Annotated in this window: 19 protein-coding genes and 1 pseudogene; 11 read left to right on the top strand and 9 right to left on the bottom strand. The window is 69.3% G+C overall.

Annotated features, from left to right (window positions below; all coding sequences use genetic code 11):
- Positions 1 to 309 (bottom strand): hypothetical protein (locus BSE24067_RS30870; protein WP_217460374.1); only part of this gene is annotated, 309 nt, incomplete at its 3' end.
- 269 nt (positions 310 to 578) lie between these two features.
- Positions 579 to 1,499: a pyridoxal-phosphate dependent enzyme gene (locus tag BSE24067_RS30865; RefSeq protein WP_151067309.1), complete on the bottom strand. Its 921-nt coding sequence runs from the start codon at positions 1,497 to 1,499 to the stop codon at positions 579 to 581.
- 248 nt (positions 1,500 to 1,747) lie between these two features.
- On the opposite strand from BSE24067_RS30865, the gene BSE24067_RS30860 reads away from it, so the two are divergent.
- The 3 genes and pseudogenes from BSE24067_RS30860 to BSE24067_RS32710 all read left to right on the top strand — a co-directional run.
- Complete coding sequence (locus BSE24067_RS30860) at positions 1,748 to 2,659, top strand: LysR family transcriptional regulator (protein WP_151067307.1); 912 nt, start codon at positions 1,748 to 1,750, stop codon at positions 2,657 to 2,659.
- Between the two features lie 664 nt (positions 2,660 to 3,323).
- Positions 3,324 to 4,529, top strand: coding sequence for an MFS transporter (locus BSE24067_RS30855; protein ID WP_151067306.1), 1,206 nt, complete (start codon positions 3,324 to 3,326; stop codon positions 4,527 to 4,529).
- 271 nt (positions 4,530 to 4,800) lie between these two features.
- A pseudogene (locus BSE24067_RS32710) lies at positions 4,801 to 5,091 on the top strand (LysR family transcriptional regulator); the annotation flags it as partial.
- A 41-nt stretch (positions 5,092 to 5,132) separates the two neighbouring features.
- Here BSE24067_RS32710 and BSE24067_RS30850 read toward each other — a convergent pair.
- From BSE24067_RS30850 to BSE24067_RS30820, 7 genes are all read right to left on the bottom strand, one after another.
- Positions 5,133 to 6,560 (bottom strand): purine-cytosine permease family protein, encoded by a 1,428-nt coding sequence (locus tag BSE24067_RS30850; protein ID WP_151067305.1) that lies wholly within the window; start codon positions 6,558 to 6,560, stop codon positions 5,133 to 5,135.
- 302 nt (positions 6,561 to 6,862) lie between these two features.
- A complete protein-coding gene (locus BSE24067_RS30845; RefSeq protein WP_151067304.1) occupies positions 6,863 to 7,552 on the bottom strand; it encodes an SOS response-associated peptidase family protein in 690 nt (229 codons plus the stop codon).
- A 117-nt stretch (positions 7,553 to 7,669) separates the two neighbouring features.
- Positions 7,670 to 9,061 (bottom strand): dihydrolipoyl dehydrogenase, encoded by a 1,392-nt coding sequence (lpdA, locus tag BSE24067_RS30840; protein WP_151067303.1) that lies wholly within the window; start codon positions 9,059 to 9,061, stop codon positions 7,670 to 7,672.
- A gap of 5 nt (positions 9,062 to 9,066) precedes the next feature.
- Positions 9,067 to 10,419, bottom strand: a complete 1,353-nt coding sequence (locus tag BSE24067_RS30835) for a dihydrolipoamide acetyltransferase family protein (RefSeq protein WP_151067302.1) — start codon at positions 10,417 to 10,419, stop codon at positions 9,067 to 9,069.
- Position 10,420: 1 nt separating this feature from the next.
- Complete coding sequence (locus BSE24067_RS30830; protein WP_151067301.1) at positions 10,421 to 11,464, bottom strand: alpha-ketoacid dehydrogenase subunit beta; 1,044 nt, start codon at positions 11,462 to 11,464, stop codon at positions 10,421 to 10,423.
- A 2-nt stretch (positions 11,465 to 11,466) separates the two neighbouring features.
- Complete coding sequence (locus tag BSE24067_RS30825; protein ID WP_151067300.1) at positions 11,467 to 12,699, bottom strand: 3-methyl-2-oxobutanoate dehydrogenase (2-methylpropanoyl-transferring) subunit alpha; 1,233 nt, start codon at positions 12,697 to 12,699, stop codon at positions 11,467 to 11,469.
- A 406-nt stretch (positions 12,700 to 13,105) separates the two neighbouring features.
- On the bottom strand, positions 13,106 to 13,732 hold the full coding sequence (locus BSE24067_RS30820) for a flavin reductase family protein (protein WP_151067299.1): 627 nt from the start codon (positions 13,730 to 13,732) through the stop codon (positions 13,106 to 13,108).
- A gap of 917 nt (positions 13,733 to 14,649) precedes the next feature.
- On the opposite strand from BSE24067_RS30820, the gene BSE24067_RS30815 reads away from it, so the two are divergent.
- The 8 genes from BSE24067_RS30815 to BSE24067_RS30780 all read left to right on the top strand — a co-directional run bounded on the left by BSE24067_RS30815 (position 14,650) and on the right by BSE24067_RS30780 (position 22,127).
- On the top strand, positions 14,650 to 15,675 hold the full coding sequence (locus tag BSE24067_RS30815) for a LacI family DNA-binding transcriptional regulator (RefSeq protein WP_151067298.1): 1,026 nt from the start codon (positions 14,650 to 14,652) through the stop codon (positions 15,673 to 15,675).
- A gap of 79 nt (positions 15,676 to 15,754) precedes the next feature.
- Complete coding sequence (locus tag BSE24067_RS30810; RefSeq protein WP_151067297.1) at positions 15,755 to 16,783, top strand: ABC transporter substrate-binding protein; 1,029 nt, start codon at positions 15,755 to 15,757, stop codon at positions 16,781 to 16,783.
- A gap of 16 nt (positions 16,784 to 16,799) precedes the next feature.
- Positions 16,800 to 17,624 (top strand): ABC transporter permease, encoded by an 825-nt coding sequence (locus tag BSE24067_RS30805; protein WP_151067296.1) that lies wholly within the window; start codon positions 16,800 to 16,802, stop codon positions 17,622 to 17,624.
- Positions 17,625 to 17,634: 10 nt separating this feature from the next.
- Positions 17,635 to 18,531 (top strand): ABC transporter permease, encoded by an 897-nt coding sequence (locus tag BSE24067_RS30800; protein WP_151067295.1) that lies wholly within the window; start codon positions 17,635 to 17,637, stop codon positions 18,529 to 18,531.
- A 24-nt stretch (positions 18,532 to 18,555) separates the two neighbouring features.
- Positions 18,556 to 19,587 carry an ABC transporter ATP-binding protein gene (locus BSE24067_RS30795; RefSeq protein ID WP_151067294.1) on the top strand — a complete coding sequence of 344 codons (1,032 nt, stop codon included), beginning with the start codon at positions 18,556 to 18,558 and terminating at the stop codon, positions 19,585 to 19,587.
- Positions 19,588 to 19,625: 38 nt separating this feature from the next.
- On the top strand, positions 19,626 to 20,450 hold the full coding sequence (locus BSE24067_RS30790) for a phosphodiesterase (RefSeq protein ID WP_151067293.1): 825 nt from the start codon (positions 19,626 to 19,628) through the stop codon (positions 20,448 to 20,450).
- Between the two features lie 4 nt (positions 20,451 to 20,454).
- The gene (locus tag BSE24067_RS30785; protein WP_174904969.1) at positions 20,455 to 20,829 is read left to right on the top strand and encodes a hypothetical protein; all 375 of its coding nucleotides are present in this window, start codon (positions 20,455 to 20,457) and stop codon (positions 20,827 to 20,829) included.
- A gap of 89 nt (positions 20,830 to 20,918) precedes the next feature.
- Positions 20,919 to 22,127 carry an MFS transporter gene (locus BSE24067_RS30780; RefSeq protein WP_151067292.1) on the top strand — a complete coding sequence of 403 codons (1,209 nt, stop codon included), beginning with the start codon at positions 20,919 to 20,921 and terminating at the stop codon, positions 22,125 to 22,127.
- Positions 22,128 to 22,291: the final 164 nt, after the last annotated feature.

Genomic DNA, 22,291 nt, shown 5'->3' with positions numbered 1-22,291 from the left:
GGCGCCGGCCGCAGCGACATCCGCCGCGGCGCCCGCCCCCGCCAGCGCAGCGCCAGCGTCGGCCGCCTCATCGCCTGCACCCGCTGCATCCGCGCCGTCGGCGCCTTCGCGCACCACTCCCGCGCCGGCGGACAAGGCTTCCGCGCCTGCCGCCGCCGACCCCGTCGCGTCGTCCGCACCGGCTGGTGCGAGCGCGCCGGCCACGAACTGATCGCGCGAACGCCGTCCCGCGCCGCGCGATCGTTGCGTGCGGCGCGATATGTCGCTTTCCGTCGCGTTCCCGTCATGAATCGCCGTACCGGTGGCCACCGGCTACAGGCACAGGCACCAGCCGCGACGTGGCGACCGCTCGGGACGGCCCGTGGCGCCATCAGATAACGCCGAATCCCGGTCCGGCACGCTCGCCCGCAGCCCTTTCGTCGGATTCGCGCCGTCGATTTCGCTGACGGACGCGTGCATTCCGGCCGTCTGCCCGTCCATCCGCCGTCACGGCCGAGCGAGCTGTTCCGACGCATCGCAGCGCAGCAGCGCGCATGCGATCGCCGCCGCGACCATTGCGCGCCGCGCACGTGGCCGCGCTACCGTAACGTCGCGTTCAGTTGCTGCATCTGCTCGACCGTCGCCGTCACGCCGCCGCACACGATTACCGCGATATCGGATGCCGAAGCCAGCACCGGCACCGGCTGTTCGAGCGCGGCAAGCGCCGCGCCGCATGCGGGCTCGACGACGATCCGGTGTTCGTCCACAAACCGCAGCGATGCGGCCACCGCCTGCGCATCCGACACGACGACCGGATGAATCGCGTGCCGCGCCGCCCAATCGAGCGCCGCGTCGCACGGCCGCTTCGCGCCGAGCGACGTCGCGATGCTCGTGATCGCCGGCAACTCGATCGCATGGCCTTGGGCGAGCGAGCGCGCGTAACTGTCCGCGCCATGCGTCTCGACCGCGACGACCGGCACGTCGTGCCAGCCGTTGCGCGCAAGCCCCTCGAGCACGCCGCACAGCAGCCCGCCGCCGCCGACCGCGAGCACGACCGCATCGGGCTTCGGGCCGGCCGCCGCCATCTCGTCGATCATCGTCGCGTGCCCTTGCCACACCACCGGATCGTCGAACGGATGCACGAATGCATCATCCGCGCCGACGGCCGCCAGCGCGAACGCGTTCGCCTCGGCCCAGCTCGCGCCGTGCACGACGACCTCGGCGCCTTCGACGCGAATCAGCTCGCGCGCACGGGCCGACGCGCTTTCCGGCACGACGACGCGCACCGGCACGCCGAGCGCGCGGCCGCAATACGCGACCGCGATGCCCGCATTGCCGCCCGACGACGACACGAACCGGCGCGCACCGGCCGCATGACGCGCCTCGCACGCCGCGCCGATGCCGCGCAACTTGAACGAACCGGACGGCTGCAGCGCGTCGAGCTTTAGCCAGATGTTCGCGCCGAGACGGCGCGACGCGATCTGAGAACGAAAATAAGGCGTCTGGATATGAAGCGGCATGGTGCGGAACACGGGTGGGGACGGAAGAACGCGCGCGGCCTGCAAACAGGCCCGGCAACGGCAACCGCAACCGCAACGGCAACGGCAACGGCAACCGCAACGGCAACGGCAACGGCAACGGCAACGGCAACGGCAACGGCAACGGCAACCATCGTACGGCACGCCGGCCATGCTTTCCAATACCATCGAATGGCGTTTGCTATGCTCTACGGGCATATCCACCGAATCGATAAAGGGATCGACATCGCATGCGCCAGATCGAATTGCGTCACCTGCGTTACTTCGTCGCGGTCGCGCAAGCCGGCAGCGTGATGGCCGGCGCCCGCGCGGCCGGCATCGTGCAGCCGGCGCTGTCGCGCCAGATCCGCGAGCTCGAGGACGCGATCGGCACGCCGCTGCTGATCCGCCGCGCGACGGGCGTCACGCTCACCGCCGCCGGCGCGAGCTTCCTGCGCGACGCGACCGCGCTGCTCTCGGCGCTGCAGGACAGCCGCGAACGCGCGCTGCGCTGCGCGGCCGGCCAGCTCGGCGAGCTACGGCTCGGCGCGCTGCCGAACTGTCTGCCGCTGCCGGTCGTCGCGAACGTGCTCAAGGCATTTCGCGATGCGTGTCCGGACGTGAAGCTGTCGATCGCGCCGATGCTGTCGGCCGAACAGGCGTCGGCGCTGACGCGCGGCCAGCTCGACGGCGGCATCATGGCGTGGCGCCGCGACGAGGCGCCGCATCTGTCGGGCGTGCGGCTGTTGAGCGACCGCTTCGTGCTCGCGATGCCCGCGCCGCCGGGCGGGCGATTTCACGCGCCGCGCACGCTCGCCGACGTCGCGCACGAACCGTTCGTCTGGTTCGACGCGCAGCGCTCCGCCGCGCACCACCGCTTCCTGATGACGCAGTGCGAGCGGGCCGGCTTCACGCCGCGCATCGCGCAAGTCGGCAGCGACATCCCGACCCTGATCGGGCTCGTCGCGGCCGGCATGGGTTGCGCGTTCATCCCGGAAAGCGCGTCGCCGACATGCCCGCGCACGGTCCGGCTCGTCGCGCTCGACGAACTCGCGAGCCGCTTCGACATCGAATTCGTGTTCGACGGTGCGGCAGCGCCGGCGTCGCCCGTCGTCGCGCGGTTTCTCGATGCCGTGCGCGGCGCGGCCGGCCGCGTGGAATGATCCGCTGTGCGGCGCGCGCTCCGCGATCCTGCGCGACGTCCGGCAGCGACGCACTCGCCTGCACGGCCGCGCCGCCGCATGACGCGCGGCGCACGGCGCACAACGCGCGGCGGCGCGGCCATCACGCGCTGAAGATTCGCGTCGAACGAACGAAGAGCCTTTCAGATTCATGACGCTCGTCGCTGCACCGGCGGTATTTTTAAATTGGCACCAAAAACCCCCGTTTAACGTGAATTCGAAACGTTATGCCCCGAAATATACTGCGCGCGCATCCACCCCTCGTGCCAAAGAGAGGATGCCTTTCCGCCCCGGTCACGGCCCCCCTGTGACCGGGGCATTTTTTTGTCGCGCGCCGTCGCCATGGCGCGCGTCTCGTGTCGAAAGCCGCACCGGTCGGCGCGCGATGCCCGACCGGCTCGCCCACCTTCGTGCAGAGGCCTCGTTCGATTGGCCCCACGCGGCCCGCTCGCCCGGCCGCCAATCCCACCGCCCGAAACCCCGCCCAGCCGGCCACGCACGCACGCCGGCTCAGCCACGCATTGTTGACATGAAATCAAGATAATTTCGCCCGGATGCGGCTTTTTCCGCAAAAGTAATGCGGGCACACTTCAGCCTGTCCGCAATGGCTCGATGCCGTTGCCCCATGCTTACAGGAGCGCATCGCGTGAACACCACGACTTCTTCTCCTTCCCGCCCGGGCGGCAGCGCGACGCTGCCGCTGCTGGCACTCGCCGCCGGCGCGTTCGGCATCGGCACGACCGAGTTCTCGCCGATGGGCCTGCTGCCGGTGATCGCCGACGGCGTGCACGTGTCGATTCCGCAGGCCGGCATGCTGATCAGCGCGTACGCGATCGGCGTGATGGCCGGCGCACCGCTGATGACGCTGCTGCTCGCGCGCTGGTCGCGGCGCTCGGCGCTGATCGCGCTGATGTCGATCTTCACGATCGGCAACCTGCTGTCGGCCGTCGCGCCCGACTACACGACGCTGCTGCTCGCGCGCCTCGTCACGAGCCTCAACCACGGCGCGTTCTTCGGGCTCGGGTCGGTGGTCGCGGCCAGCCTCGTGCCGCGCGACAAGCAGGCGAGCGCAGTCGCGACGATGTTCATGGGCCTCACGATCGCGAACGTCGGCGGCGTGCCGGCCGCGACGTGGCTCGGCCAGATGATCGGCTGGCGCATGTCGTTCGCGGCGACCGCGGCGCTCGGCGTGATCGCGATCGCGGGCCTGTTCGCCGCGCTGCCGAAGGGCGACGCCGGCAAGATGCCGAACCTGCGTGCCGAGCTCGCGGTGCTGACGCGTCCGGTCGTGCTCGGCGCGCTCGCGACCACGGTGCTCGGCGCCGGCGCGATGTTCACGCTGTACACGTATGTCGCGCCGACGCTCGCGCACGTGACCGGCGCGACGCCCGGCTTCGTGACCGCGATGCTCGTGCTGATCGGCGTCGGCTTCTCGATCGGCAACATCGCGGGCGGCCGCCTCGCCGACCGTTCGCTCGACGGCACGCTGATCGGCTTCCTGGTGCTGCTGATCGTGACGATGGCCGCGTTCCCGCTGCTCGCCCGCACACATGCCGGCGCCGCGGTCACGCTGCTGGTCTGGGGCGTCGCGACGTTCGCGGTGGTCCCGCCGCTGCAGATGCGCGTGATGCGCGCGGCGCACGAAGCGCCGGGCCTCGCGTCGGCCGTCAACATCGGCGCATTCAACCTCGGCAACGCGCTTGGCGCGGCCGCCGGCGGCGCCGCGATCTCGGCCGGCTTCGGCTATGCGGCAGTGCCGCTCGTCGGCGGGCTGATCGCCGCGGCCGGGCTTGCACTCGTCGCGCTGCAGATCATGCAGCGCCGCCGCACGCCGGTCGCCGCAAACTCGTAAGCGCGCGGCGATCCGGAAGGTGCCGATACGCTGCACCGCAATGGCACCACGCCCGCGTCGGCATCCCGACGCGGGCGTTTTCGTTGGCGTGTCGCGCAGCGGGCGCTGCGTCGACGGAGCGACGGATCAGCACACGGCGGCGAACCCGCCGAAGAACGCGCGCGCGTTCGTATCGAGGGTTTCCAGGTGGTACCCGCCCTCCTGCACGATCACCGTCGGCAACATGCGCGCGGCAATCTCCGCATTGTTCAGATGACGGAAGCCGCCGGCCGCTGCGTCGCCGAGCCTGGACGAAGTGTGACGGCTGATCTTCGCCGGTTACTCGATCGGCTGCCTGCCCGAACGCATCCTGCACGACGACATCGCGCAGCAGCGTCTGTGACCGCTGCCGTCCGACGAAGGCCTCGTCGACGTTGACCTTTTCCCGCCGTGGCATCGCGACCGCAAGATGAACGCGGATGAGCAGGCGTTCCGCGATGCGATGGCGCGCTCCATGCAGCGCCATCCGCTCGCGGAACGGCTCGGGATGTCGGCGCGATTCGCGAATACGCGCAGCCGTTGAAAAAAGCGGGCGCTGACCGCGCGGCCCGGCGACGCGGCGCGTCAGTGCTGCACCTCGCGTTCGAGCGGCAGGATCAGGCGCTCGGGGATGCTGCGCCGCGATGCGCGCGCGCCGACGTAATACAGCACGGCCGGCACGGCGAGGCCGAGGATCCACGAGATGTCGGTGCCGCCGAGCGCATCGACGAGCGGCCCCGTGTAGAGGTGCGTCGACATGAACGGCAGTTGCACCAGGATGCCGACCACGTAGATCGCGATCGCCATCGCGTTCCAGCGCCCATAGCGGCCGTCGGGATCGGACAGCGCCGGCACGTCGTAGCGCGAACGCGTGAAGCAGTAATAGTCGACCAGGTTGATCGCGCTCCACGGCGTGAAGAACGCGAGCAGGAACAGGATGAACGCGGTGAATTCCTTCAGGAACGAATGGCGGCCGGCGAGCGCGATCAGCGTCGACACGCAGATCATCCCGACGATGTAGACGAGCCGGCTCTTGGACGACACCGCGTGCTTGCCGCGAAAGCCGCTGACGATCGTCGCCATCGACATGAAGCTGCCGTACGCGTTCAGCGCCGTCACCGTCACCTTGCCGAACGCGATGCTGAAATACAGCAGCGCGGCCACGGCGCCGGTCGACCCGAGGCCGACGATATACGACACCTCGTGGTGCGCGAACTGGCTGCCGGCGAGCGCGGCCGCGAACACGCCGAACACCATCGCCGCCTGCGCGCCGATCACCGAGCCGAGGCCGACCGCGACAAACGTGGCGACCGACGACGTCGAGCGCGGCAGATAGCGCGAATAGTCGGCGACGTACGGGCCGAACGCGATCTGCCACGACGCGGACAACGACATCGACAGCAGAAAGCTCGCGAGCGAGAAATGCTGGTTCGCGAGCAGCGCACCGACGTCATGGTGGGCGAACAGCTGCGCGAACATGTAGACGAATGCGACGATGCCGACCACGCTCGCGATCCGGCCGACGAAGTGGATCGCGCGATAGCCGAACACCGTCAGCACGACGATCACGGCCGCGAACAGCAGGATGCCTGTCGCGTCGTCGACGTGCAGCAGCTGCGCGACCGCCTGCCCGGCGAGCACCGAGCCGCTCGCGGAGAAGCCGATGTACATCAGGCACACGAGCACGATCGGGATCATCGCGCCGTACACGCCGAACTGCACGCGGCTCGAGATCATCTGCGGCAGCCCGAGCTGCGGCCCCTGCGCGCCGTGCAGCGCCATCACCGCGCCGCCGACGAGCTGGCCCAGCAGCAGTGCGACGAGCGACCAGAACACGTCGCCGCCGAGCACGACCGCCAGCGCCCCGGTGACGATGGCCGTGATCTGCATGTTCGCCGACAGCCACAGCGTGAACTGGCTCAGCAGACCGCCATGGCGTTCGGCGTCGGGAATGAAATCGATCGAGCGTACCTCGATCAGACCGCCGGCATTTCCACTGGGATTCGTTGACACGGGTCAATCTCCAAGATGCTGAGGATCACAAATGGCGGGGACGAAACGGGAAACGTGCCGAGCCGCCCTTCGGCTCGTCGGATGCGGTGCGCCGTCGATCGCCGGCATGCGCCACGCACGCACGGTCTGCACGCTGGCGCGCAACCGGCACGCCGTGTGCCGGCATTGCCAGCGGATGATCTTGTATATACAACTTGGATGATATCGGTGATTACCCGGTACCCGGCGTTTTCGACATCGTCCGCGAAAGCGGGCCCGTGCGACGGGCCGGGCCGTCGCTTACGCACGGGAAACGTGAAACGTCAGACACCGCCGCGCGGCGCACGCGCAGACGCGAACTCAGGGGCGGCGACCGTGTCGTCGGCCGGAAGGAGGTTCAGCATGCGGCGCGCGGCTTCGACGTCGCGCGCGTGCAGCCATTCGTCGTGGTCGTCGCGGCGCAGGATCACGACGCCCCGCTTCGGGTCGCCGGGCCGGTGCATGCGCGCGAACACGGGATGATCGTCGGCATTGACGGTAAGCATCGCCATGCCGATCCGCTCGCGGCCGTCGGCCGTCCCGTATCGCCGCCAGATGCCGGCGACGCAGCACGGCTGCCAGCCGGCGGCCCCAATCCTGTGCCACACGTTGCGGCCCGTCTCGTAGCACGGCTCGAAGATCCAGCGCACCGGAATCAGGCAGCGCTGGCCGTTGCGCCACGCGTTGCCGTACAGCCGCGACGAGCCGAGCGTTTCCGCGCGCGCATTCACCGTATCGAGCTTCCTGCGTTTGCGGCCATGCTCGTCGACACGCTCGGGCTGCATGAACTTCGGCCAGAAGCCGAATACCGCACCGACGACCGCGAGGCCATCGCCGTCGGCGCGCGCGATCGGCGCCGCGTAGTCCGGATACACGTCGGGCGCCCACGGATCGCGGCGAAACAGGTCGCCGATGCCGATCCTCAGTTCGCTGATACCCGGGTCTTCATCGGGCGCGCGGTAATGGGTGCACACGGTCGGGCTCCGCAGACGATGGACGCGACGTTTTCATCGTAGGTCACATGCACGCCGCGTGCCTGCTATCGGCCCGCCGTAGCGGGGCTCCGTCGGGCCATCCGGCGCGGCGGGCGTTCACACGTGCAACGCATGCCCGAGCGCACGCAACGCGGCCTCCTGCAGCGCTTCGCCGAGCGTCGGATGCGCATGGATCGTGCCGCCGATATCCTCGAGCCGCGCGCCCATCTCGAGCGACTGCGAGAACGCCGCGGCCAGCTCGGACACACCGCGCCCGACCGCCTGCCAGCCGACGATCAGGTGCGTGTCGCGCCGCGCGACCACGCGCACGAAACCGTCGGCCGCCTGCAGCGTCATCGCGCGCCCGTTCGCCGCGAACGGGAACGACGCGCTGAGGCACTCGACGCCGGCCGCCTTCGCGTCGTCCGGCGACCAGCCGGCCGTGACGACCTCGGGATCGGTGAAGCACACGGCGGGAATCGACGCGGGCATGAACTTGCGGCGCCGTCCGGCGATCAGCTCGGCCACCATCTCGCCCTGCGCCATCGCGCGATGCGCGAGCATCGGTTCGCCGGCAACGTCGCCGATCGCCCATACGTTGCGCATCGACGTCCGGCATTCGTCGTCGATGCGCAGCGCACGGCCGTTGCGATCGAGCGGCAGCGATTCGAGCCCGAAGCCGTCGACGCGCGGCCGGCGGCCGACCGCGACCAGCACGCGATCGGCCGGCAGCGTCTTCTCCGCGCCGTCGGGCGCCCGCACGCGCACCGCGCCGTCGTCCGCGACGCCCAGCACCTGATGGCCGAGCCACAGGCCGACGCCGAGCCGCGCGAGCGAATCGGCGACCGGCTTCGCGAGCTCCGCGTCGTACGCGGCCAGCACGCGCTCCGCGGCTTCGACGATGCTGACGTCGACGCCGAGCTTGCGATAGACGGTCCCGAGCTCCAGCCCGATGTACCCGGCGCCGACGACGACCAGCCGCTTCGGCAGCGACGTCGGCGACAGCGCCTCGGTCGACGACACGACGTGGCCGCCGAACGGCATCGACGGCAGCGCGACCGGCTCCGAGCCCGTCGCGAGCAGCAGGTGCTCGCATGCGACGCGCGTCGCGTGGCCGCCGGCGACGACGTCGACCGTCTTGCCGTCGACGATGCGCGCATCGCCATGCAGCACGCGCACGCCGTGCTTCTTCAGCAGCGCGCCGACGCCGCGCGTGAGGCGCTCGACGATGCCGTCCTTCCACGCGACGCTTTTCGCGATGTCGATTTCCGGCGTGCGCACGCGAATCCCGAGCAGGCCTTCGCCGGCCTGTCCGCACGCCTGCTCGAACGCGTCGGCGACATGGATCAGCGCCTTCGACGGAATGCAGCCGATGTTCAGGCACGTGCCGCCGAGCCGTTCGCGCTCGACGAGCACCGTCGGAATGCCGAGTTGCCCCGCGCGAATCGCGGCGACGTAGCCGCCCGGACCGCCGCCGATCACGAGCAATGTGGTGTGTTCGTTCGGCATCGCGCTCACTCCACGAACAGCAGCGCCGGGCGCTCGAGCAACCCGCGCACCGCCTGGATGAATTCGGCCGCGTCCGCGCCGTCGACGACGCGATGGTCGAACGACGACGACAGGTTCATCATCTTGCGCGCGACGATCGCGCCGTCGCGGATCATCGGCCGCTCGACGATCCGGTTCACGCCGACGATGCCGACCTCCGGATGGTTGATGACCGGCGTCGACACGATGCCGCCGAGCGCGCCGAGGCTCGAGATCGTGATCGTCGAGCCGGTCAGCTCGTCGCGCTGCGCGCGGTTCGTGCGCACCGCATCGGCGAGCCGCGCGATCTCGGCCGAGATCGACCACACGTCGCGCGCTTCCGCATGACGCAGCACCGGCACCGTGAGGCCGCCGTCCGTCTGCGTCGCGACGCCCATGTGCACCGCGCCGTATTGCGTGACGACACCGGCCTCGTCGTCGTAGCGCGCGTTGATCTGCGGGAAGTCGCGCAGCGCGATCACCATCGCGCGGATCAGCAGCGGCAGCGGCGTGACGCGCCCGCGCACGTCGCCGTAGCGGCGGTTCAGTTCCGCGCGCAGCGCTTCGAGCTCGGTGACGTCGATCTCCTCGACGTAGCTGAAGTGCGGAATGCGGCGCTTCGCTTCCTGCATCTTGCGCGCGATCGCGCGCCGCAGACCGATCACCGGCACTTCGGTTTCATCGTTGCGCTCCGCGTAGCCGTGCGCGTGCGACGCGCGCGCCGCAGCGCCGCCGCTGCGTGCATACGCATCGAGGTCCGCATGCAGGATCCGCCCGGCTTCGCCCGTGCCGCGCACGTAGCGCAGCTCGATGCCCATGTCCCATGCGCGCTGACGCACCGCGGGCGACGCGAGCGGCCGCTCGCCCGGCGCGAGTGCCGCGCGCGGCTGCGCCGCCGGTTCGGTGCGACGCGGCTCGGCCGGCGCACGGTTCGCGGCGGGCGGCGTCGCGTGGGTTTTTGCCTGCGACGACGAAGCAAGCGCTTCGGGTTCGTCCGCGATGGAAGGCGATTTCGCAGGCGCGCCGGCCGGCGCCGAACGCGGCGCGGCGTCCGCTGCCGCATCACGCCCTTTCGCGCCCGGTTTCAGGTTGCCCTCGCCTTCGACTTCGAGCCGAATCAGCTCGCTGCCGACCGCCATCATCTCGCCGATCCGGCCACCGAGCTCCAGCACCTTCCCCGCGACCGGCGACGGAATCTCGACCGCCGCCTTGTCGGTCATCACGTCGGCGAGCGGCTGATCCTCGGCGATCGTCTGCCCCGGTTCCACGTGCCAGGCCACCAGCTCGACCTCGGCAATCCCTTCGCCGATGTCCGGCATCTTGATCACATGAATTCCCATCTCAGGCCTCCATCACGCGTCGCAACGCCGCGCCAACCCGGGCCGGGCCGGGGAAATACGCCCATTCCTGCGCGTGCGGATACGGCGTGTCCCAGCCCGTCGTCCGCTCGACCGGCGCTTCCAGGTGATAGAAGCAGTGCTCCTGCACGAGCGACACCAGCTCCGCGCCGTAGCCGCACGTGCGCGTCGCTTCGTGCACGACCACGCAGCGGCCGGTCTTGCGCACCGACGCGACGATCGTGTCGAGATCGACCGGCCACAGCGTGCGCAGGTCGATCACTTCCGCGTCGATGCCGGTTTCCTCCGCCGCGGCGAGCGACACGTGAACGGTCGTGCCGTACGTCAGCACCGTCACGTCATTGCCGGGCCGCGCGATCGCGGCCGTATCGAGCGGCACCGTGTAATAGCCGTCCGGCACCGCGCTGCCCGGATGCTTGAGCCACGACGTGACCGGGCGCTCGTGATGGCCGTCGAACGGCCCGTTGTACAGGCGTTTCGGCTCGAGGAAGATCACCGGATCGTCGTTCTCGATCGACGCGATCAGCAGCCCTTTCGCGTCGTACGGATTCGACGGCATCACCGTGCGCAAGCCGCAGACCTGCGTGAACATCGCCTCGGGGCTCTGGCTGTGCGTCTGGCCGCCGTAGATGCCGCCGCCGCACGGCATGCGGATCGTCATCGGCGCGGTGAACTGGCCCGCGGACCGATAGCGCAGCCGCGCGCCTTCCGACACGATCTGGTCGGATGCCGGGTAGAAGTAGTCGGCGAACTGGATCTCGCAGACGGGCCGCAAGCCGTACGCGCCCATCCCGACCGCCGCGCCGACGATCCCGCCTTCGGAGATCGGCGCGTCGAACACGCGCGACTTGCCGTACTTGGCCTGCAGCCCCTCGGTGCAGCGGAACACGCCGCCGAAGTAGCCGACGTCCTGCCCGAACACCACCACGTCGTCGTCGCGGCCGAGCATCACGTCCATCGCGGAGCGCAGCGCCTGGATCATCGTCATCGGCTGCGCCGATGCCGTCGTCGTTTCGTGTTGCGCCATGATCACGCTCCCAGTTCCTGGCGCTGGCGGCGCAGGTGCGCGGGCAGCTCCTTGTATACGTCGTCGAACATCGATGCCGGCGACGGAATGCGATCGTCGGCCAGCGTCCCGAACTTCTCCGCTTCCTTCTGCGCGGCGATCACCTCGGCTTCGAGCTCGGCCGTCAGCGCGTCGTGCGCGCCGTCCGACCAGATGCCCTTCGCGATCAGGTGCTGCTTGAAGCGCGCGATCGGATCGCCGAGCGGGAAATGCGCCCAGTCGTCGCTCGGCCGGTATTTGGTCGGATCGTCCGACGTCGAATGCGCGCCCGCGCGGTACGTGACCCATTCGATCAGCGTCGGGCCGAGATTGCGGCGTGCGCGTTCGGCCGCCCACGCCGACGCCGCGTAGATCGCGAGGAAGTCGTTGCCGTCGACGCGCAGCGACGCGATCCCGCAGCCGACGCCGCGCCCGGCGAACGTCGTGCCCTCGCCGCCCGCGATCGCCTGGAACGTCGAGATCGCCCACTGGTTGTTGACCACGTTCAGCACGACCGGCGCGCGGTACACGTGCGCGAACGTCAGCGCGGTGTGGAAATCGGCTTCCGCGGTCGCGCCGTCGCCGATCCACGCGGACGCGATCTTCGTGTCGCCCTTGATCGCCGACGCCATCGCCCAGCCGACCGCCTGGATGAACTGCGTCGCGAGATTGCCGGAGATCGAAAAGAAGCCGGCCTCGCGGTCCGAGTACATCACCGGAAGCTGGCGGCCCTTCAGCGGATCGCCTTCGTTCGACATCAGCTGGCAGATCATCCGTTCGAGCGGCACGTCGCGCGCAATCAGGATGCTCTGCTGGCGGTAGGTCGGGAAGCACATGTCGCCGTGGCGCAGCGCCATCGCATGCGCGGCGCCGATCGCCTCTTCGCCGAGGCTCTGCATGTAGAACGAGATCTTCTTCTGACGCTGCGCGATCATCATCCGCGCGTCGAAGATGCGGGTCTTCAGCATTGCGCGCATCCCGGCGATCAGACGCGCGTCGTCGAGGTCCGGTGCCCACGGGCCGACGGCTTCGCCGTGGTCGTCGAGCACGCGCACGAGGCTGCGCGCGAGATGGGCGGTATCCGCCGGCGCAACGTCGATCGGCGGGCGGCGAACCGCGCCTGCCGGCGATAGATGCAGATAGGAAAAATCCGTCTTGCAGCCCGGACGCCCGGTAGGCTCCGGCACATGCAGACGCAATGGCTCTGACAGGCTCATCGTGTCGTCTCCACGCTCGATTGTGTCTCACGCTGATAAGGACGCGCGGCCGGTTGCCGGCGCACGCGCGGGCTGGCGCACGGATAAGCACGCCAACCTTGGAAATCTATGCGTTGCGGCGCCGGACGTCGATGACCAAGCCGCTCGTTTGACGTGAGCAGATTTGCCATGGCAGGCGCCGGTGGCCGGTCGGCGCTGCCGCGATGGACGGTTGTCGCGATTGCTGCGATGCGTGAACGACTTGTGGAGCTCGGCGAATCAAGGCCGCTGCGGCGCGGCGCGGGAGCGATTGTGTCGGGGTCGGGAAAACGGAAGACCCCGCGAAATCCGTGATTTCAGCGGGGTCTTTTTGCTGACGCGGCGGCTTCAGCGCCAGCGTGCCGGGGTTTTCCGGCACGGCGGTGCATCACGCGTCGGGCCGCGCGATGTCGAAGCGGCTGTCGGGCGTGATCCGTGCGTAAGCGGACGGTCCGCCCGCACGCAGAATGATCCCCGCGCCGAAGGTATCGAAGATGCCGTCCTTCAGCAGGTCATGGCGGATATGCACGGCGATGACTTCGCCGAGGACCAGCGTGGCCGGCGTGTCGACGCGTTGATGATCGCGCAGCCGGATCACGTCAGTCACCTTGCATTCGAAGTTGACGCCGCTTTCGGCCACGCGCGGCACGTCGACGAGACGCGACGGAATCGCGGTCAGGCCGCCGAGCTCGAACTCGTTCACGCCGTACGGCACCGCGGCGCACGTCTGGTTCATCCGCTCGGCGAGATCGCGCGTCGCGAGGTTCCACACGAACTCGCCGGTCTCCTGCACGTTGCGCAGGCTGTCCTTCGCGCCGGTGCTCGAAAAGCCGATGATCGGCGGACGATAGTTGAACGCGTTGAAGAAGCTGTACGGCGCGAGGTTCAGCGTGCCGTCGCTGCCGCGCGACGAAATCCAGCCGATCGGCCGCGGGCCGATGATCGCGTTCAGCGGGTCGTGCGGCAGGCCGTGGCCTTGCGCGGGTTCGTAATAGTGATGGGTCGAGTCGTGCATGGGCGGTGGTCGTGCGGGAGGCGAGCTGCGTTGGAATGTGTCGGCGAGATGCGCATATCGATGGCGGCAAAGGCGACCGGTGTGCGGCATGCGTTCCAAGTATCACATGGCGTCGTTTTCGCCGCAGAGAAGCGCATCGCGGGCCACGTGGGCGTGCCGGCGCATGTCTCCGCGCCACATAAAAAAACCCGCGAGCGCGTGGCTTCTCGCGGGTTTTCAGTCCTTCGTCGAATCGCGGCGAAGCGATCGATGGTGCCGGGGACCGGACTTGAACCGGCAAGCCAATTAAGGCGGCGGATTTTCGTCACACTGCTTCTTTCGAAGCCGGCGTCGTCGGAACGACGCCGTTCGTGCGCTGGACTATGCCTTCGCCATCGCGCGCGAGCGGGATTGCCGCCCATGCGCCTTAGGCGCCCCCCGTCTAGTCTCTACACCTTCCTCGTCGGCGCTGAACTGCCCCGCGAGGCTTGGCTCGGCGTTGCCTCGACGCGCGTCGCGCATCAGGGGTTTCGCCGAATTTGAAGGGTTCTGCACCGGCCGTTTCCGGCCGGGCACTCAATCGTTTAAGTCCGCTATGTTTACCAATTTCATCACCCCGGCAAAAGGGCGGACGCGATTCTACCATTGCTTGCCGATGCATTCGCTGATTCGCGCACGGTGCATCGCGGCGCAGCACGTTCGCCCGCCACATCGGCGCCTGAAATGACGGGCGCCGTCGACGTCGATACGACACCGCGTGCAATTTCATCACGCGCTGCAGCAACCGCCGATACAATCGCATCCGCCGCGCTCGCCGGGCATCAAACATCTGATGTTTGTATCGTGCTTTTTGCGAAACAGACGTCTCGCGCGTCATCGCGGAGTCACAAACGTTTTCGATAATTTCCCCGTCGAAAACGTTTACATCGCGTCACGCCATGCCCCCCACCATCAAGGACGTCGCCGCCCTCGCGGGCTTCTCGATCGCCACCGTCTCGCGTGCGATCAACGCGCCGCATACGGTCAGCCCCGCGACGCTCGCGACGATCCGCACTGCGATCGACACGCTGCAGTTCCGCCCGAGCCCGCTCGGCCGGCAGCTGCGCGGCGAGCGCACGCGCCTCGTCGGCGTCGTGCTGCCGACACTGTCGAATCCGGTGTTCGCCGATTGCCTGCACGGCATCGACGAACTCGCGACCGCGGCCGGATTCAAGCTGATCCTGATGACGACCGAGTACGACGCGGCGCGCGAGCGCCACGCGATCGAAACGCTGCGCGAGCAGCGCGTCGAAGGGCTGATCCTGACCGTCGCCGATGCGGACACGCATCCGCTGCTCGACATGCTCGACCGCGACGGCCCGCACTACGTGCTGATGCACAACGACACGCAACGCCGCCCGTCGGTGTCGGTCGACAACCGCCTCGCCGCATACGACGGCGTCCGGCTGCTGACCGCGCGCGGCCATCGCCGCGTGCTGATGCTCGCCGGCTCGCTCGCGGCTTCCGATCGCGCGCGCCAGCGCCATCTCGGCTATGCGCAGGCGCTGCAGGAAGCCGGCGTCGCGACGCTGCCGCCAGTCGAAGTCGACTTCAACGCGGCCGAATTGCCCGACGCGGTGCTCGCGCACCTTACCGCGCAAGCGACGCGCCCGACGGCCCTCTTCTGCAGCAACGACCTGCTCGCGATGGTCGTGATGCGCGGCCTGCGCCGCGCAGGCTTCTCGATTCCGGACGACCTGTCGGTGCTCGGCTTCGACGGAATCGCGTTCGGCGAGCTGCTCGCGCCGCCGCTCGCGAGCGTCGCGACGCCGAATCAGGACATCGGCCGCCATGCATGGCGGCGCCTCGTCGAATGCATCGGCGGCGCGACGATCGAGCGCACGTCGCTGATCCTGCCGCACACCGTGCGCGACGGCGCGACGATCGCGCCGCCGGCCGCCGGCTTGCAGTTGCGTCACGCGTGAGCGCACGCGCCGCGATACGCCGCGAAATACCCCAGGAAATACCTGACGAATGCCCCCACTACCCGCCCGGAGACCCACCGTGTCCTTTCGCCTGACCTCGCTGCTGCGCGTGCTCGCAGCACCCGTTGCGTGCGCCGCGCTCGTCGCGTTCGCCCCCGCAGCCCATGCCGACGACACCGCGATCTGCTACAACTGCCCGCCCGAATGGGCCGACTGGGCCGCGCAGATCGCGGCGATCAAGCAGAAGACCGGCATCCGCGTGCCGTTCGACAACAAGAACTCGGGCCAGGCGATCGCGCAATTGATCGCCGAGCAGAAGAGTCCGGTCGCCGACGTCGTCTATCTCGGCGTGTCGTCGGCGTTCCAGGCGAAGGACAAAGGCGTGATCGCGCCGTACAAGCCCGCGCACTGGAACGACATTCCCGCGAACCTGAAGGATCCGCAAGGCTACTGGTTCGCGATCCACTCGGGCACGCTCGGCTTCTTCGTGAACAAGGACGCGCTCGACGGCAAGCCGGTGCCGCGCTCGTGGGCCGATCTGCTGAAGCCCGAATACAAGGGCATGGTCGGCTATCTCGATCCGTCGAGCGCGTTCGTCGGCTATGCGGGCGCGGTCGCGGTGAACCAGGCGCTCGGCGGCACCCTCGACAACTTCAAGCCGGGCCTCGACTGGTTCCGCAAGCTGAAGGCGAACGCGCCGATCGTGCCGAAGCAGACCGCGTATGCGCGCGTGTTGTCCGGCGAGATTCCGATTCTGCTCGACTACGACTTCGACGCGTATCGCGCGAAGTACAAGGATCATGCGAACGTCGAGTTCGTGATTCCGGCCGAAGGCACGATCGCGGTGCCGTACGTGATGAGTCTCGTGAAGGGCGCACCGCACGACGCGAACGGCAGGAAGGTGCTCGACTTCGTGCTGTCCGACGAAGGCCAGAAGCTGTGGGCGAACGCCTACCTGCGTCCGGTGCGCGCGCAGACGCTCGGCGCCGACGTCGCCGCGAAGTTCCTGCCGGCGAGCGAATACGCGCGCGCCAAGCCGGTCGACTTCGGCAAGATGGCGGCCGGCCAGCAGACGTTCGGCCAGCAGTATCTGCAGATAATGCAGTAAGCGGCCGGCCCCCGTCATGCTCGACCTGACTTTCCCGCTGCGCTGGCGCGTCGCGCTCGTCGCGCCGGCACTCGCGGTATTCGCTGCGTTCTGGCTGCTGCCGATGGTGTCGCTCGTGCAGGTGTCCGCCGACGGCGCGTTCTTCACGCAGTACGCGGCGCTGCTCGGCAATGCGCGCTACATGAAGAGCCTCGGCGAAACGGTCGCGTTGTCCGCCGGCGTCACGCTCGCGACGCTCGCGCTGTCGACGATCTCCGGGCTGCTGCTCGCACGACGCGAATTCGCCGGCAAGCGTGTGCTGCTCGCGCTGCTCACCTTCCCGCTCGCGTTCCCCGGCGTCGTGGTCGGCTTCATGGTGATCATGCTCGCCGGCCGGCAGGGGCTGATCGGCATGCTGTCCGCGAAGCTGACCGGCGACAAATGGGTGTTCGCGTATTCGGTGGCCGGACTGTTCGTCGGCTACCTGTACTTCTCGATTCCGCGCGTGATCGTCACCGTGATCGCGGCCGCGTCGAAGCTCGACGCGTCGCTCGAGGAAGCCGCGCGCTCGCTCGGCGCATCGCCGTGGCGCATCTTCGTCGACATCGTGCTGCCGGCGCTCGCGCCGGGCCTGATCGCGGCCGGCGCGATCTGCTTCGCGACCGCGATGGGCGCGTTCGGCACCGCGTTCACGCTCGCCACCGACCTGAACGTGCTGCCGATGACGATCTATACCGAGTTCACGCTGAACGCAAACATCGCGACGGCGGCCGGCCTGTCGATCGTGCTCGGCATCGTGACCTGGGCCGTGCTCGCGCTCGCGCGCCGCTTCACCGGCCACACCGCCGCTGCCGCGGCCTGAGGAGTCCTTCATGCAATCGCTTTCCGGTTCGTCCGCGCCGTCGCCGGCGCCTGCTCCGTCGCATGCGAGCGACATCGCACGGCGTGCGCCGCGCGTATCGGGCGCACGCGCGATCGCGGCGCTGCAATGGGGCGTCACGCTGCTGCTGTGCGCGTTCCTGATCGTGCCTGTCGTGATGTCGGTGCTCGCAGGCCTCACCGTCAACTATTTCCGCGGACTGTCGAGCGGCCTCACGCTACGCTGGCTCGAACAGGTCTGGCAGCAATACCACGGGTCGGTCGCGCTGTCGCTCGGCGTCGCGTTCGCGACGCTCGCGATCGTGCTCGCGGTCGGCGTGCCGGCCGGCTATGCGCTCGCGCGCAGCAAGAGCCGCGCCGCCCGCGCGATCGAGGAAGCGCTCGTGCTGCCGGTCGCGCTGCCGGGCCTCGCGTCGGCGCTCGCGCTGCTGGTCGTCTACGGCGGCTTCACCGCGTTCCGGATGAGCCTGTGGTTCATCGTCGTCGGCCACGTCGTGTTCACGCTGCCGTTCATGGTCCGCGCGGTCGCGGCGGTCGCGGCCGGCGCCGACCTGCGCACGCTCGAGGAAGGCGCGGCGAGCCTCGGCGCGTCGTTCGTCACGCGCTTCATCACGATCGTGCTGCCGAACCTGCGCCCCGGCATCGTCGCGGGCGCGCTCGCGGTGCTCACGCTGTCGATCGGCGAATTCAACCTGACGTGGATGCTGCATACGCCCGACACCAAAACGCTGCCGGTCGGCCTTGCCGATACCTACGCGTCGCTGCGCCTCGAAGTCGGCAGCGCGTACACGATCGTGTTCCTGCTGATGACGCTGCCGCTGCTCGTCGCGATGCAGTGGCTCGGCGTCGATCCGTCCGGCACGCGCACGGTGAAGCGCCGCGCGCGCTGACCTTGCGCAGAACTTATCGCTCCCATGAAACTCGACTCCACTCCCATCACCCTGACCCGCTGCGCGAAGACGTTCCGCGGCACGCGCGTGCTCGAACCGCTCGACCTGTCGATCGGCGCGGGCGAAACGCTCGTGCTGCTCGGCCCGTCGGGCTGCGGCAAGACGACGACGCTGCGCCTGATCGCGGGCCTCGACACGCCGGACGCCGGCGGCACGATCGCGTTCGGCAACGACGACGTCACCGCGCTGCCGATCGAACGCCGCCAGGTCGGCATGGTGTTCCAGAATTACGCGCTGTTTCCGAATCTGACGGTGCGCGGCAACGTCGGCTACGGACTGAAGATCCGCAAGACCGACCCGCGCACGCTGCGCGAACGCGTCGACGAACTGCTCGCGATGATGCGGCTCGACGCGCACGCGGACAAACCGGTCGATCAGTTGTCGGGCGGCCAGCGCCAGCGGGTCGCGCTGGCGCGCGCGCTCGCGGTGCGCCCGCGCGTGCTGCTGCTCGACGAGCCGCTGACCGCGCTCGACGCGAAGCTGCGCGACGTGCTGCGCCGCGACATGAATGCGCTGTTGCGCGAGCTCGGCGTGACGACCGTCTACGTGACGCACGACCAGGCCGAGGCGATGGAGCTCGGCGACCGGATCGTCGTGATGGGCGCGGGACGCATCGAGCAAATCGGCACGCCGCGCGACATCTACTACCGGCCGGCGAACCGCACGGTCGCGCAGTTCATCGGCACGCTGAACCGCCTTGCGGGACAATGGCGCGACGGCGCGCTCGTGACGACGGGCGGTTCGATCGTCACGCCGCACGCCGCCGACGAGTGGTTCTTCCGCCCGGAGGACGCACAGCTCGCCGATCCCGCGCATGCACCGCTGCGCGGTGCGATCGGCGCGTGCGCATTCCTCGGCGAGCGCACGCGGCTCACGATCGAGCACGCGGCGCCGGACGCGCTCGTGGTCGACGTGCCGGGCCGCATCGAGCTCGCGCGCGGCACGGCGGTCGGCATCGCGATCGCGGCGGAAGGGCTGATCACGCTCGCCGCGTAATACCGCCCCACGATAACCAGACATTCCGAGGAACGACGATGCTGCTTGCTCAAATCAGCGATCTTCATATCAAGCGTCCGGGCCAGCTCGCGTACCGGCGCGTCGACACGGCCGCCGCGCTCGCGCGCTGCATCGCGAAGCTGAATGCGCTGGTGCCGCGGCCTGACGCGGTGCTGGTCACGGGCGACCTGACCGATTTCGGCCACGACGACGAATACGGCCATCTGCGCGACCTGCTCGCGCCGCTCGAGATTCCGTATTACCTGATGGTCGGCAATCACGACGATCGTGCAGGCCTGCGCCGCGCGTTCGCCGATCGCCCCGAACTGCACGACGGCGAGTTCGTGCAGTACGCGTTCGACGTCGGCGCCGTGCGCGTGCTCGCACTCGATTCGCAGGTGCCCGGCACGAGCCACGGCGACCTGTGCGACACGCGGCTCGCGTGGCTGACCGCGCAACTCGACGCGGCGCGCGAACGGCCGGTGATCGTCGCGCTGCATCATCCGCCGTTCGTATCCGGGATCGGGCACATGGACGCGCTGCGTCTCGCGCCCGCCGCCGCCGCGAAACTCGATGCGCTGCTGCGCGGCTATCCGAACGTCGAGCGCGTGCTGTGCGGGCACGTGCACCGGACGATGTTCACGCGCTTCGGCGGCACGCTCGCGTCGGCCGTGCCGGCGCCCGCGCACCAGGTTGCGTTCGATTTGCGCGCGGATGCGCCGTCCGCGTTCCGGCTCGAGCCGCCCGCGTTCGCGGTGCATTTTCATACGCCGGATGCGGGGATGATGTCGCATCACGTTTACGTGGACGAAGGCGACGGGCCGTATCCGTTCTATGAACCGAACGGGGAACTGGTCGACTGAGTGCGTGCTGGATCGCGCGCGCGAGGGGCGGCCGACGGCGGTCGCGATGCGTTGCGCGTGGGTCGCGGCCGATGGCGGCCTGTCGCGGCTTCTGGCTTCGGGCTTCGGGCTTCGGGCTTCGGGCTTCTGGCTTCGGGCTTCTGGCTTCTGGCTTCTGGCTTCTGGCTTCTGGCTTCTGGCTTCTGGCTTCTGGCTTCTGGCTTCTGGCTTCTGGCTTCGGGCTTCGGGCTTCGGGCTTCTGGCTTCTGGCTTCGGGCTTCTGGCTTCGGGCTTCGGGCTTTCGGCTTTCGGCTTTCGGCTTTCGGCTTTCGGCTTTCGGGCTCCAAGCGTCCGCCGGTCCGGCTGCCTGCCCGACACGATTCCCGCTGCTCCGGTATGATCGGCAGCCTCGACCGGCGCCCCGGCCGCCCAGCGCAACCGCAGTCGCGCGCCCGCCCCCGCGCCGCCCAACTCCGTTCCGTCGCAGCCATGTCCTCCGCCTCCACCGACCGTCCGACCGACGCTGTCTCGCCCCACTACTCGCGCAGCCTGCTGTTGCTGCTCGCGACGATAGCGGGTGTGTCGGTCGCGAACATCTACTACAACCAGCCGTTGCTCGACAGCTTCCGCTCGACATTTCCCGACCGCGCATCGTGGATCGGCGCGGTGCCGACCGCGACGCAGCTCGGCTACGCGGCCGGAATGTTCCTGCTCGCGCCGCTCGGCGACCGCTTCGATCGCCGCGGGCTGATCCTGCTGCAGATCGCGGGCCTGTCGATCGCGCTGATCGCCGCCGCGACCGCGCCGTCGCTCGCGGTGCTCGCCGTCGCGAGCCTCGCGATCGGCGTACTCGCGACGATCGCGCAGCAGGCCGTGCCGTTCGCGGCCGAGATCGCGCCCCCGGCCGAGCGCGGCCATGCAGTCGGTACCGTGATGAGCGGCCTGCTGCTCGGGATCCTGCTGGCGCGCACCGCGGCCGGCTTCGTCGCCGAATATTTCGGCTGGCGCGCGGTGTTCGGCGCGTCCGTGGCGGCGCTCGTCGCGCTGGCCGCGGTCATCGTGCTGCGCCTGCCGCGCAGCACGCCGACGTCGACGCTGCCGTACGGCAAGCTGCTCGGCTCGATGTGGCATCTGGCGGTGGAACTGCGCGGGCTGCGCGAGGCGTCGTTGACGGGCGCCGCGCTGTTCGCGGCGTTCAGCGCGTTCTGGCCGGTGCTCACGCTGCTGCTGGCCGGCGCGCCGTTCCATCTCGGCCCGCAGGCCGCGGGGCTTTTCGGCATCGTCGGCGCGGCCGGCGCGCTGGCCGCACCGTACGCCGGCCGTTTCGCGGACAAGCGCGGCCCGCGCGCGATCATCTCGCTCGCGATCGCGCTGCTTGCGGCGTCGTTCGTGATCTTCGCGCTGTCGGGGACGAGCCTCGTCGGGCTCGTGATCGGCGTGATCGTGCTGGATGTCGGTGTGCAGGCCGCACAGATCTCGAACCAGTCGCGCATCTACGCGCTGAAGCCCGAGGCGCGCAGCCGCGTGAACACCGTGTACATGGTGTGCTACTTCATCGGCGGCGCGCTCGGGTCGTCGGCCGGCGTCGCCGCTTGGCATGCATTCGGCTGGATCGGCATGTGCGCGGCCGGCCTCGTCTTCACCGCGCTCGCCGGCTGGTCCCACTACCGCGGCACGCGGGCGGTTGAGCGCGGCTGACCGCGGCCAGCCGCGCCGGCGTCAAACGTCGGCGCGCGATGCAGACGGTTCGCTGGCCGGCGGCGGCGCGAATGCCGGCGCGGGATCCGTGACCGCGGCTGCGTCCACGACGGCGCCCGGTGCCGGCACGGCGAGCGGCACCGCGGAAGGCGCGAGGATCGGCG

This window comes from Burkholderia latens (assembly GCF_902499045.1).
Lineage (GTDB): Bacteria > Pseudomonadota > Gammaproteobacteria > Burkholderiales > Burkholderiaceae > Burkholderia > Burkholderia latens.
The sequence above is the reverse complement of the archived record's forward strand: the minus strand, read 5'-3'. Positions and strand labels throughout refer to the sequence as shown.